The sequence below is a fragment of the Microcoleus sp. w1-18aA5 genome (assembly GCF_036701705.1).
In the GTDB taxonomy this organism is placed as follows: domain Bacteria; phylum Cyanobacteriota; class Cyanobacteriia; order Cyanobacteriales; family Microcoleaceae; genus Microcoleus.
Window position 1 is genome coordinate 1 of record NZ_JAUPTE010000030.1, and the last position, 12792, is coordinate 12792.

Annotated in this window: 12 protein-coding genes and 1 pseudogene; 4 read left to right on the forward strand and 9 right to left on the reverse strand. The window is 48.2% G+C overall.

Annotation, left to right across the window (positions count from 1 at the left end):
- Positions 1–75 precede the first annotated feature (75 nt).
- Positions 76–282: pseudogene (locus Q5691_RS13140) on the forward strand (transposase); the annotation flags it as partial.
- 144 nt (positions 283–426) lie between these two features.
- Positions 427–579, forward strand: a complete 153-nt coding sequence (locus tag Q5691_RS13145) for a hypothetical protein (protein ID WP_333210606.1) — start codon at positions 427–429, stop codon at positions 577–579.
- A 129-nt stretch (positions 580–708) separates the two neighbouring features.
- Here Q5691_RS13145 and Q5691_RS13150 read toward each other — a convergent pair whose 3' ends face one another.
- The 7 genes from Q5691_RS13150 to glyA all read right to left on the reverse strand — a co-directional run bounded on the left by Q5691_RS13150 (position 709) and on the right by glyA (position 10288).
- A complete protein-coding gene (locus Q5691_RS13150; RefSeq protein ID WP_333309199.1) occupies positions 709–3264 on the reverse strand; it encodes an HDIG domain-containing metalloprotein in 2556 nt (851 codons plus the stop codon).
- A 432-nt stretch (positions 3265–3696) separates the two neighbouring features.
- The gene (locus tag Q5691_RS13155) at positions 3697–4845 is read right to left on the reverse strand and encodes an ADP-ribosylglycohydrolase family protein (protein WP_333210602.1); all 1149 of its coding nucleotides are present in this window, start codon (positions 4843–4845) and stop codon (positions 3697–3699) included.
- 174 nt (positions 4846–5019) lie between these two features.
- Positions 5020–5460 carry a type II 3-dehydroquinate dehydratase gene (aroQ, locus tag Q5691_RS13160; RefSeq protein WP_138920973.1) on the reverse strand — a complete coding sequence of 147 codons (441 nt, stop codon included), beginning with the start codon at positions 5458–5460 and terminating at the stop codon, positions 5020–5022.
- Positions 5461–5572: 112 nt separating this feature from the next.
- The gene (locus Q5691_RS13165) at positions 5573–5710 is read right to left on the reverse strand and encodes a hypothetical protein (RefSeq protein ID WP_333081027.1); all 138 of its coding nucleotides are present in this window, start codon (positions 5708–5710) and stop codon (positions 5573–5575) included.
- A 299-nt stretch (positions 5711–6009) separates the two neighbouring features.
- Positions 6010–7266, reverse strand: coding sequence for a competence/damage-inducible protein A (locus tag Q5691_RS13170; protein ID WP_333309201.1), 1257 nt, complete (start codon positions 7264–7266; stop codon positions 6010–6012).
- A gap of 228 nt (positions 7267–7494) precedes the next feature.
- The gene (locus Q5691_RS13175; protein ID WP_333210598.1) at positions 7495–8550 is read right to left on the reverse strand and encodes an MraY family glycosyltransferase; all 1056 of its coding nucleotides are present in this window, start codon (positions 8548–8550) and stop codon (positions 7495–7497) included.
- A 454-nt stretch (positions 8551–9004) separates the two neighbouring features.
- Positions 9005–10288 carry a serine hydroxymethyltransferase gene (glyA, locus tag Q5691_RS13180; RefSeq protein WP_333081031.1) on the reverse strand — a complete coding sequence of 428 codons (1284 nt, stop codon included), beginning with the start codon at positions 10286–10288 and terminating at the stop codon, positions 9005–9007.
- 168 nt (positions 10289–10456) lie between these two features.
- Here glyA and Q5691_RS13185 point away from each other — a divergent pair, with 168 nt between their 5' ends.
- Together Q5691_RS13185 and Q5691_RS13190 are read left to right on the forward strand one after the other, a co-directional pair.
- Positions 10457–10654 (forward strand): hypothetical protein, encoded by a 198-nt coding sequence (locus Q5691_RS13185; protein WP_006631916.1) that lies wholly within the window; start codon positions 10457–10459, stop codon positions 10652–10654.
- Between the two features lie 142 nt (positions 10655–10796).
- Complete coding sequence (locus Q5691_RS13190; RefSeq protein WP_333077581.1) at positions 10797–11270, forward strand: Tic20 family protein; 474 nt, start codon at positions 10797–10799, stop codon at positions 11268–11270.
- A gap of 52 nt (positions 11271–11322) precedes the next feature.
- Here the strand turns inward: Q5691_RS13190 and Q5691_RS13195 are convergent, their stop codons facing one another.
- Together Q5691_RS13195 and Q5691_RS13200 are read right to left on the reverse strand one after the other, a co-directional pair.
- The gene (locus tag Q5691_RS13195) at positions 11323–12102 is read right to left on the reverse strand and encodes a fumarylacetoacetate hydrolase family protein (protein WP_333309204.1); all 780 of its coding nucleotides are present in this window, start codon (positions 12100–12102) and stop codon (positions 11323–11325) included.
- An 88-nt stretch (positions 12103–12190) separates the two neighbouring features.
- On the reverse strand, positions 12191–12772 hold the full coding sequence (locus Q5691_RS13200) for a 5-formyltetrahydrofolate cyclo-ligase (protein WP_333345142.1): 582 nt from the start codon (positions 12770–12772) through the stop codon (positions 12191–12193).
- Positions 12773–12792 lie beyond the last annotated feature (20 nt).

Sequence of the window (12792 nt, forward strand, 5' to 3'; positions counted from 1 at the left end):
ATAAGTTTCCCACGATCCCAGACCCATGCAAATACTACCCTTGACAATTTCCCTTTTTCCTTAACTTGTCACCAATGGACTTTAGATGTCACTTTTAATGAAGACCAATGCCGCATTCGGTCGTTAAACAGCCCTCAAAACTTGGCTCTTCTAAGACGAATGGCACTTAATGCCATCAATCAAGAAACGACTCTCCGACGTAGTTTGCGACAAAAAAAGAAACGAGCGGCGATGAATGATGACTATATGATGCAGATTCTCAAGTGCTTGTGTCAAGCCTGATTGAGATGCTCTTACCCTGAGGATAGAATGAGGGCATGGGGCATGGGGCATGGGGCATGGGGCATGGGGCATGGGGCATGGGGATTGGAAGTCCAAAATTAGTATTTATTCCTTCTGCGATACAACTCACAAAATTTATTTGCTATGTACGAACTACCGGACATCCGCTGGATTGTTCACTGCGCTGGGGTTGTAGATATTATCATCGCTTTTGCAAATGCGATCGATGCCCCAGACTGGCAAAAATTGCGATCGCACCTAGCCGGCGAAAGAGATATCTACTCTTCGGAAGTTTGAGGAATCAAACAAACTGTGGTAATTGTCAGTAACAATCCTGAAGTGCATGGCTATTTGCGGGGCAAATCGCAATAAAATCTCATTCACAACTGAAATGCGAACAGATTTTTCATAACTAAAAATTCACTCCTACCTGGGAGTAAAAACTGCACTGGGGTAAGCAATCCGCTTGTGATTGAACTGTTCCCAAACTCGCACAAAAATCTCCGCAATTAGAGACATATCCTCCCGCGTCAAATCCGAATCAATCAACTGATTATCCTGCCAGCGAGCCCTCAAAATCCGATTAACCATATTCAAAGCCTCTTCATGAGTAGCATCCTTGAGCGATCGCAAAGCAGCCTCGCAAGAATCCGCCAGCATCAAAATCCCGGTTTCCCGCGACTGCGGAATCGGCCCATCGTAGCGAAAATCCTCCTCCCTCACTTGGCGACTTGCGATTGTTAACTTTGAATTATCCGCATCTGGCAAAGTAATCTTTAAATCTTCTATTTCTTTGGCAGCAATTTGCTGCGCTTGGTGGTAGAAGTAAGCAATTAACATTGTACCTTGGTGTTCGGGAATAAACGCCTGAATTGCCTTCGGCAATCGATGCTTTCGCGCCATTACCAAACCTTCGGTAACGTGCTTTTTAATAATCTCCGCGCTCCCCCAAGGGTCATTAATTTCATCGTGTTTGTTGCCCCCACCCATTTGATTTTCACAAAATCCGAGCGGATCGTGCATTTTTCCAATATCATGGTATAATGTTCCAGCTCTGACCAGCTCAACATTGCAGCCGAGTTCCCGGGCCGCAGCCTCCGCCAAACTCGCCACAAACAGCGTGTGCTGAAAAGTCCCCGGAGCCTCGGCAGCCAACTTCTTCAACAGCGGGCGGTTGGGATTGGCAAGTTCCGCCAGCCGGATCGGCGTAATCAAGTCAAAAACGTGTTCCAAATAAGGGCTGATGCCGATCGCCACAACGCTCCAAGCCAAACCGGCCAAACTTTGCGCGCCCACAGTACCGAGCACAACGTACCAAATCGCACCGACAGCGGCGCTGGCAATCAAAGTCCCCACCAGATAAACCGTGCCCTGAGTCAACCCAAGAGCCAAGCCCAAAAGAGCCAATTCCTCGCGCGATCGCAGCCGCCCGGCCATAAAAGCGCCCAGCAATCCCCCCGCCCCGCTAGCCACCAAATGAATCAAGTCCACATTTAAGCCAACGGGTAGCAGCGCCGACAGCAGCCCCACCACAGTCACTCCCACTGCCGAACCGTAGAAGCCGCCCGCTAAAATCCCGATCGCCGGCAAACTCGTCCAAGGCAGCCCCAAACTCACTAGCACCGGCGCGCTCAAAGTCAGCAGCAGCAATAGCAAATGATCTCTGCGGCGCAAGCGGTAGTGCCTTTCCACCAGCAGTACGATCGCAATTGCCCCCCCGACTAAACAAACAAAACCCGTCAGCCCCAGCCAATTTACCCCCCGCCGACTTAAACCAAAATAGTCCAGCAACACGAAATCTTGCTGCGAGATCTCTTGTCCTTGGGCAACAATTATCTCGCCCTGATCTACTGCGATCATCACCGGTTTCACCTTTTGCGCCGCTAATTCAGCTAGCTGTTTGGTTTCCTCGCGATCTCTCACCAGATTTGGCTGCAAAATCGCTGTTAAACCCTCCACCGCCAAAGCTTGGGACTCTAACGGCACTTCATCAGCCACTTGCAGCTTCACGGCTTCTTGCAAAATCTCTTTGGGCAACCCCTGCGGGATACCTTGAGCCACCATCCTTTTTGCCGCCCGACTCATACCGGTTTGGGTTTTCTGCCAAGCTACATCCGACCAATCAAACAGCGAAGTATCGTAAATCTGTGGCAGCCCCAAAACCGAAGGTTTTTCCAGCGCCTCCACAGCATTGAGATAGCGCTGGCGAGCAGAGGAAATACTGTCTGTCAGGCTTTGAAAGTCTGCCGCCCGGACCGATCGGCTGTAAGCTTGCAGTTGAGCTATAGCATCTTGCTGAGACTTGTTATCTGTTGCCCCAGCAATTGCCGGGGAATCCAAACTCAATCGCTCGGAAGTTGCCCTTTTGTCACCCGCTTGCGCCAAAATCGAGCGCCACTCCCACTCGGGACAGCCCCGCAAGTAAACCTGAACCGCAAGTGAGAGCGCCGAGGTACTCGCAAACGGAAACGGGCCTACCGCCTCCCGTAGCTCGCTTCCCTGCTGCAAAAATTGTTGCAATTCTTGATGAATTTGTCGATCGACCGCCGAATCCAGCATTAATATCGCTACAGCCCCGGTCCGCGCTGCTTTCCGCTGTTCTTCAGTAGTTTTGTAATCGGGGACGCTAGCAGTAGCAGGAGCCTTAATCGTCTGAGGAGCTTTCGTGCCCACATCCAGTTTCGGCTGGTTGTAGAAGCGGTGGCCCAGAGCGCTGCTTAGGGAAACTACCGCTACCAGCGCCAACATAGGGGAACGAGCTTGATTTTTGAGGCTTGATTTGGAGGTTTTACTTGTAAATTTAGTAGTAAAAGTCTCGGGAAGAAGCCATTTCTGGCGCGACAAACGGCTCAGGAGAGGCCCGCTAGCGCGCTCGGTATCTGCTTTGCTGTAGCCATTTTGCACTTTAGCAATGTGTTGGCGCAGTGAGCGCGCAGCCCCTAGCTGCTCAATCTGCCGCATCAATGAGGAGAGCGTATTCATTTGTGTCGAAGATATATCACTGTTATCCAGCAGCTTTGTCAGAATTTCTGACTATGCATCTTGATTGATTTTATCCGAACTACCCTGGCTGAATATTCAACCCCCCAGACTACTTTGCCTGACTATCGCCATCAGTTGACTTTCCTAACGGTGGCCAACAACGCAAGCAGCTTATTTGCTTCCCTTGTCCATATTGAACGGAACTCGCGCGCGAGGGCTAAAAACCTTGTTTCTCCGTAGATTGTTCGTTTTCCAACCCCATATTCTCGTTTAAACCTGGCTTGTTGGGGCAAGCGCGTCCCATTTAATTTTTCACATTTAATTTTTCACTTTTTAATCTTTAATTGTGGCTCTCCTTCAACTTTCGCTTTTGACTTGTTAATGGCTAATTGCTAATTTCTGGTTTCCCCTTACCGTTAAAAGCTCCAAACTTTATATTTTACGAGGTCTAATGACATAAGGTGCAGCCACCGAGCGGGCTAGCGCTGCGGAATCGAGTCCGGCATCGGGCTTGTAAACTCCGGTCCAAACAGCAAACAGGTTATTTGCTAACTCTACAATTTTTGCATCGCTTCCAGTTCCCCAGAGCGAGGGTTCTCGGCCCTCGGCTAGCTGCAGCGAATTAACTTCAGCCGAAGATACCTGTCGCCATTCTACAGGAATCGCACCAACGCCGTTATAGGCTCCAGACAAAGCTCCTGTCAAAGCGCAGGTTATTTGTCCAGCTATGCCACAGCGGGCAGCGCGCACCACTGACAAGCGAAAGTCTTCTGGGGTGTTCAAAAAGCAGTAGAAAGCTAAGGCAATGGGAATGAAATTTCCAGGGTTGACAATTGACTCGGTTTGTATTTTTTTTTCACCTTCGCCCTGTCTGTCTCGCAAAGCTGTGGCGCTTTTGCACAGATGAGTGGCGGCTGTTTCTAAATCGGCTCCTTTTTCTAGTAGTATTTGCACTTGCAGCAGCAGCTCTGTTAAGGCATTATCTGTTTTCAGGTAGGCAAGTGTTTGCTGGATCGCTGTCGCGGGGTCAAGTCTTTCTTTGAGAGATCGGGCGATCGTATATGCTACTGCTAAAATTGCTGTTTCCCATTCTGGCTGGTTTTCGTTGTGCCAAACCTCTATCGCCAGCATGATTTTTTCTCGCAGCTTGGCTTTATTTTCGTGAAAAAACATCGCGGATGGCAGCGCAGCAACAGCAGCTTCACCAGGGTTAAGCAGGGTTTGAAACTCACTGTTGCCGGGATGGTAGATTTCCGACTTGGCAAATGCTTCCCAAGTATCGCGCCAATCCTTTAAATCTAAACCCCTACACTGAATTAAACTTTGAACACACGCTACCGCAAGTCTCCCGGATGCGGATGAGTCTCTGCGAGTTGGGATTTTACTGTTGACAGAATTCAACGCTAATGTTGCGCCACTTACGGTCAATTGTTGGTGTTTCGTCAGTTGTAAAATCGGCTGCAAGTCTTCTGTTTGGGGGGGAATACCCACGAGTTGCCTCTGGTATTGCAGGCCTATAGAGTCTCCTAAAACTGCCCCTAGGATGGTTCCTTGAAACTTGCTCAACAGGGAATGCCGCATTTGAATTTAACTCAAGTTGTTAGTAATTGGTAATTGGTAATTGGTAATTTAGAATTATTCGTGGTTTCCTTCTTTGCGTAACTTTTGTGATTAATTTGAATTCAACCCAAACATATAAGGGCTGGTTTTCCATCTAAAACCTGCCCTTATCCGATCGCTACAATCGGTAAATTTCTAATTTTTAATCAGGTAACTAACTAGAGCTTGCAGCCCCAGCCGATAACTTTCTGAGCCAAAACCGCTGATTTGCCCGATCGCCACCGCTGCGATAAACGAGTGATGCCGAAAAGCTTCCCGTCGATAAATATTGCTCAGATGAACTTCTACCGCAGGGATATTCACTGCGGCGATCGCGTCTCTAATTGCCACACTCGTATGAGTATAAGCTCCAGCATTAATCAATAAGCCTTGGTGCTGCCCTAACATCGAGTGAATTGCATCCACCAATACCCCTTCATGATTTGACTGCTGAATTGAGACTTGCACCTGGAGGGCTTGCGCTTCTCGTTCTAGCAACTTGTTGATATCATTTAAAGTCGCAGAACCATAAACTCCAGGTTCTCGCTGACCCAATAGATTCAGATTCGGGCCGTGAAGTACCAGGATATTTAACAATTTTAAAATTTCCAGCGCAACAAAAATTATGAGAGTTTTGACATGGGATTTAGAACCAGCCTGCCACCTCAAACGTCAAACCTTAAACCTCAATCTTCTAATTCAGTCCCGACTACCTGCGATTCCTTGGTTGGTTGACAGGAATACGAATCGGTTCAAGTTCCGGTTCAGGATCGGGACTCAGCAGTCCTTCTATCAGCTTGCGAACCCATTCTTTAATTTCTTCCAGCACCTTTTCAATGTCTTCCATTGAACGGATAGCTCCTTTTTTTATAGTCTAGATTGCTAAACCGACGGCTAAATATCTAAAAATAAGCAAGCACGACTTTGAAACCAAAGGTCAAACTTGCTTTCTCGCTTGCTGGTTATTTTGAGCAATGGAGAGATTCAGTATATTGGCCAATCAGTCCTATCTTATTATCATAACGAATCTTTACAGATAATCAAGAGGCAAAAGGAAAATTGCCGAATTATATCAGAGTATAGAGTCTTAAATAAAGCTTAAGCTTACGGTTGACTGTTGACAATTGACCAATCGTAGGATTTTTTCTACGCTTTTGCCAACAATAATTTACGCCGGAGCCGATCGAGCGCCGTACAGCTACTCAGATTCCGAATCCAATCGCGGCCTCTGGCATCGCCAAAACGGTATTCAAAACTTTCTGTGTCGCCGTCGGGGCCCGCTAAACCGACATAAACCAGTCCGACAGGTTTAGCATCTGTGCCGCCTCCAGGCCCGGCGATGCCTGTAATGCTCAATCCCCAATCGGTATTGAGGCTGGCGCGAACTCCCGCAGCCATTTGTTTTGCTACTTGGTGGCTGACAGCCCCAAACTCGGCTAAATCTTGCGGATCAACACCTAATAATCCTTCCTTAACCCGATTGTCGTAAGAAATAATCCCGCCTAAAAAGTAGCTCGAACTGCCGGGAACACCAGTCAGCATCGCCCCCAATCCACCTCCCGTGCAGGATTCAGCCACGCTAAGAGTTTGCCCCGCATCAAGCAACAATTGGCCGACAGTGGAAGCGAGGGTATCGCTATCAGCACCGTAACAGTCTAAGTCGGCAATTTGTCGCAATTGTTGTTCGATCGGCTCAATCAAGTTTTTCGCAGCCACGGACGAATCCGCGCGGGCCGAAATCCGCAGTTTGACTTCGCCGTGATTGGCGTAGGGAGCCACAGTAGGATTAGTTAAATTGAGAAAACTATCTACTTTTTCCGCCAATGCCGACTCAGCAATCCCCCAAAATTTTAATGTGCGGCTGTAAATAGTGGCGCTACACCAGCCGCCATTTTTCAGGTAAGGAACGGCGGTTTCTCGCCACATTAAGTGCATTTCCGCCGGTACGCCGGGAAATGTCATTACTGTCACGTCAGAAACCGGCTGCCAAATAATGCCCGGTGCAGAACCGCTGCGGTTCGGCAGAATATCCGCAGTTTCTGGAATTAAAGCTTGTTTGCGATTGCTGGGACTCATGGTGCGTCCCCGCTGAGCATATTTGTATTCGATATCTGCGATAATTTCCGGCTTTTCGATGAGGGGAACCCCAAAAAAATCGGCGATGGTTTCGACTGTGAGGTCGTCTGGTGTGGGGCCCAGACCTCCGGTGAACAGCAAAAGCTGCGATCGACTGACAGCAATTTCTAACACTTGTTTGATGCGTTCTGGATTGTCCCCCACCACTGTTTGATAGTAGTGAGGGATTCCCAGACTCGCTAATTCTTTGGCTAAAAACTGGGCATTGCTATTAAGAATATCGCCTAACAGCAATTCAGTGCCAACACAAATAATTTCAGCAACCATTATTCGATTTTAGATTTTAGATTTTGGATTTTAGATTGGGGATTGGGGAATTGGGGATTGGGCATTGGGCATTGGGCATTGGGCATTGGTCATTAGTGATTAGTTATTGGTGATTGGTGATTGGTGATTGGTGATTCTTACTAACAACTGTCAACTGTCAACTGACAACTGACAACTGTCAACTGTCAACTGTCAACTGTCAACTGTCAACTGTCAACTGTCAACTGACTATCGAGCGTGTCTCCAAACTTTCCAGCTAGCATATCCCAGTAAACTGGTTGCACCCATAGCGTAAATTACGCCACTGGGAACCGAAAAAGCTAGGGCTAAACTTCCAACCCACAGTGTCAGCGAGTAAATAAATAAAACCGCAAATCGATGGGATAGTCCGGCTTGTAGAAGTCGGTGGTGAAGGTGGCGCTTATCAGCAATAAACGGTGACTTGCCGTTGCGAAGTCGATCGAGAATCACCGCCGACATATCTAAAATCGGTACAGCTAAAATTAAATATGGCAGCAACACAGAAGTAACAGCCGTAGTTTTAACTAACCCAATTACTCCCACTCCAGCGAGAGTAAACCCGATAAAATAAGCCCCGCCATCTCCCATAAAGATTTGAGCCGGATTGAAGTTGTAGCGCAGAAATCCCAAGGCCCCGCCAGCTAAAGCCGCTGCAATCAGGGCCGCCGCCGGTTGGTGCATCGCCAGACTGACAATCAGCATTACAACTGCTGCAATCCCTGAAACTCCGGCAGCTAAACCGTCCAAACCGTCAATCCAGTTGATGGCATTCGCCATGCCGACGAGCCAAATCACGGTAATTGGCAAGCTCAGCCAGCCAATATTAGTCAGTCCCAAGGAGGGAACTGTGAGAAACTCAATTTGTACGCCCGCGTACCAAACGATGCTGGATACGCCAATTTGCATGAGCAAGCGTTTTAAGGCCGAGAGCGAAAATAGGTCGTCTGCTAAACCGATGAGGAAGAATCCGATGCCGCCGAGGGTGACTCCCCAAATTTCGTATTCGTCTTTGGGATTGAGAACTTGTCCGTTAGCATCGATGAAGCCTCCTGAGAGCCAGACAAATAAGAGGGCAATGATAGTGCCGAGAAAGATGGAAACTCCTCCCAAACGGACCATCGGGCGCTTGTGGACTTTTCGCTCGCCTGGCCGATCGACTCGCCCGCTTTTGAGACCAATTTTTTTGACTATTGGCGTACTCCAGAGGACGATGATCGCAGAAACCAGAAAAGCGAGTATGTGGTACAGATACTGGTACGGCATCTGAAATCAATTTTAAATAGTGCGGGGCAATTAGTCTGTCAGGCAGAGTCTACTACATTTCAGATGGCTTATCACAAGGAAACATCTTGAAGAGCGACTGGGGGTTTGGGAGTCGGAGATTTGCCGCAATGGCAGTTGCCCTGGGGCGAATTGTCAGGTTGTTCATTCATAACTCTCGAATTAACGATTTGAAATATAGACTTTTTCGCGAGCCAAAAAGTCTATATTTGGCGAGCGGGCCCAGTTGACCGGTATCTTTCGCAACCGACAAATACCGTTAGTCAAACCAGCCCCGCCCGACAAATATCTGTACTAAAAACCGTATTGGCGATCGATATTTTTGGTGAAAACCGCTTGTCAATATCGCTACCGGCAACTCTCAATCTTTTCCTGCTCTTTTACCCTTTTACCCGTACACTTCCAACTACCAATTTCCCATTGCCGATCAGGAAAATTAAGCTAATGCCGGCACTTTCAAGTACAAGTGGGGATATAAGGGGAAGCGATCGCACAGTGCTGCTACTCGACGCAGGCAGTCGGCTGCGACGCTTTCATCATCTGGATTTAGCAGGCGATCGGCAATAATGTTGCCAATCTCGGTAAATTCTGCTGTTCCCATTCCCCTGGTGGTCATCGCCGGCGAACCGAGTCTCAAACCGCTGGTGACAAAGGGCGATGCCGGATCGAAAGGCACGGTATTTTTATTAGCAGTAATATTCACACCGCTGACTAATTGGTCCGCTCGCTTGCCTGTCATATTTGCCGATCGCAAATCAACTAGCATTAAGTGATTGTCCGTGCCACCGGAAACGAGTTTTAAACCCCGCTGCTGCAACTGTGCAGCTAAAGCGCGCGCATTTTCAATTACTTGACCGGAATAAGTTTTAAATTCAGGCTTTAATGCTTCGCCGAAAGCTACTGCTTTGCCCGCAATGACGTGTTCTAAGGGCCCACCTTGAGTACCCGGGAAAACTGCTTTGTCAAACTTTTTACCTAATTCCGGGTCATTGGTCATAATCAAGCCACCACGGGGGCCACGCAGGGTTTTGTGAGTGGTGGTGGTGACTGCGTGACAGTGGGGGAGGGGGTTGGGGTGATGCCCTGTGGCGACTAACCCGGCGATGTGCGCGATGTCGGCGAGCAGGTAGGCTCCGATTTCGTCGGCGATCGCTCTAAACTTCTCAAAGTCGATAATTCGTGAATATGCTGAATAGCCACAAATGAGCAATTTCGGGCGGTTTTCTTTGGCAAGTGCCAAAATTTCGTCGTAGTCGAGCTGTTCTGTTTCTTGGCTGACGCCGTAGTGAAAAGCTTTGAACCATTTGCCGGATACGTTGACTGGTGAACCGTGGGTCAAGTGGCCGCCGTGGGACAAATCCATGCCCATAATTCCGTCTCCGGGTTCCAGCAAGCTCAAAAATACTGCAAAGTTGGCTTGAGCGCCGGAGTGGGGCTGGACGTTGGCGTGAGCAGCTCCAAATAGCTGTTTGGCGCGGTCGATCGCGATTTGCTCGATGCCGTCAATAAATTCGCAGCCGCCGTAGTACCGTTTCGCTGGCAGTCCTTCGGCGTATTTATTGGTCAGCACTGAGCCTTGAGCTGCCATTACCGCTGCGGAGGTAAAGTTTTCGCTGGCGATGAGTTCTAGGTGGTCTCGCTGCCGCTGGAGCTCTTGCCCGATTAAATCGGCAATTAGCGGATCGGTTTTGGAAAGGAATTCTAAGTTAGTGTCCGTCACAATAATCAACCTCTTGACAGTTTTGGGATTGGGAATTGGGGATCTTATACCGTACTACGGATTTCGCACCATTGACATAAATATTACGTTGTGTTCAGGTTAAGCGGTTTGTCCCCAACTCCTGACATACAATGAAATTACTGGTGTGAAACCTGCCGGAGGTATCAAATGTTAGTCATTTTAATGGAAAATCAGATGCTTGCCCCTCAGTGTGTTTGCCAAAGTTGTTTGCTGGCAGATCGCACTGGGCAACCGCGCTGGAGTGGTGGAGAGCTTCGCTGTGGACATCCAGTTGCTAAACCTACGGAAAATTTGCCCGATCGGTACGAGTGTCAAATGGGCTTCGTCATTGCCAATATTAAATAAGAAAGCCTGCCATTGGTAGTTGAGGCTGCTCCCCGCTGAGTAAAAAGCCAATTCCGGGCGAGTCGGAACACAAACCCTGCTGCTGCGTTATCCTGAGTTTAATGGAATTCATAGTTAATTGATCGACTCAGGAGAGTTCATTATGACTTGGCGCGGATCTACAACTGTTCCAGACCGGATTTTTGCTTCTTTGCCTTATTTGCTTCCGTTGGTTGACGGGCTTGCCTTTGGCAGGTTTCTGTTTACACAGTTTCCTGTCCTGCAACTGTTGTTGATACCGCTAGCTCCATTGATGCAAATTTATAGTTTGCCCTTTGCTAGCTTGATTATCTTCTTTGCTCTGTATTTAGGAGTAGTTAGAAACGAAAACATCAGTCACTTCATTCGTTTTAATGCGATGCAGGCGATTCTTTTAGACATTGTTTTGATGCTGTGTGGTCTGGTTTTGCCGATTTTTTCTAACGGCGTTCAAGTCGCATTTATTGCGGAAACTCTGTATAACATGGTGTTTTTGGGCGCTTTTGCTGCATTTGTCTATGCAGTCGTGCAGTCGCTTTTGGGACGCTATGCAGAGATTCCTCCGCTTTCGGATGCTGTTTATATGCAGGTTCGTTAGTCAGTTGGCAGTTGGCAGTTGTTAGTTGTTAGTTGTTGGCGGTAATTACCAATTAGCCATTACTAATAACTACTGTATTTTCAAGACTGCCGATGCCTTCAATTTCGATGCGGACTCGATCGCCTATTTGTAGCGGCCCTACTCCTTGCGGCGTTCCCGTCAGTATCACATCACCGGGAATTAGGGTCATTACTTGACTGATGTAGGAGACGAGAAAGTCTGGCGAAAATACCATGCGATCGATCTGGGATGACTGTACCGGTCGCTCGCTCTCATTGACAAAAGTCTGCAATTGTGCAGCAGGACTCAGTTCGCGGACAATCCAAGGCCCCAAGGGACAAAAAGTATCGAACCCTTTGGCCCTGGCCCACTGGTTGTCCCGCTTTTGCAAATCTCTGGCTGTTACGTCGTTGGCGATCGTATATCCCCAAATTTTGCTGTGTGCTTGTTCGGGAGTGCAGTTGGTACAATGTTCGCCAATTACCAGGGCTAATTCTCCCTCGTAGTCTACCCTTTCCGACTGCTGCGGATAACGAATCTCTGCACCTGCTGGGATGACGGCACTCGGAGGCTTGAAAAACAGCAGGGGTTCTTCCGGTACTGGGGTTCCCATCTCGGCGGCGTGATCGACATAATTTTTGCCTACGGCTACAATTTTTGAGGGAGAGCACGGGGCGAGAATTTGGTAAGTATCTGGTGAAAGTTCCAAATCGGTTGGTTGTCCTTTTAACCAGGGCGGTGCATCAAATACTTGAACGCTGTGGCCCAGTTGCAGTAAACCGTAGTGGATGTGTCCTTGTGTTGTTTTGACTCGAACGTAGCGCTGGGCCATAGTATTTGAGATTTTAGGTTTTAGATTCTAGATTCTAGATTAAGAGGATATAGGCATTATTGCGGAAAATTAATTTGTTTATGCCCGTTTAAGATTTTCGCTGTGCAATTTTGCAACCACTTTCTGTACAAATGCTCTGCAGCGGTTTATCCCAGCAGTCAACTGGTAGTTGGGCGACCAAGGCAAATTCAAAGATAATGCCGATCGCAACTTTTGATTCCCACTCAGCTAAACTGAGCATTCGATCGTAATAGCCACCGCCGTAGCCCAAGCGATAGCCACGAACATCGCAGCCTACTGCAGGTACGAGCATTAAATCTACTTCTGAGTGGTCTATTTTAGGAGCATCCGGCAGTGGTTCGAGTATGCCATAAGCTCCTGTATGTAAAGCATCTCCAGGCTGCCAGATGTGCCAGGATAGCTCTTTGCCGACACAGCGGGGAAATCCCCATTTGCGGGGAGTTACAAATAGGGGACTTAAATCGGGTTCTTGGCGACAATTGAAGTAGGCGAGGATTGTTTTTGCTTGGGTGAATAGGGACGAGTTTTGCAGGTGATTGCAGATGCGATCGCTCTTTTGTCTCCATTCTTGTGCTGATAGGGATTTGCGGGTGTTGAGGAGCGATTTTCTTAATTCTGTTTTAGTTAATGAAGGTTCAGCAGTATTCATATTTGCGATCGAATCTCTCG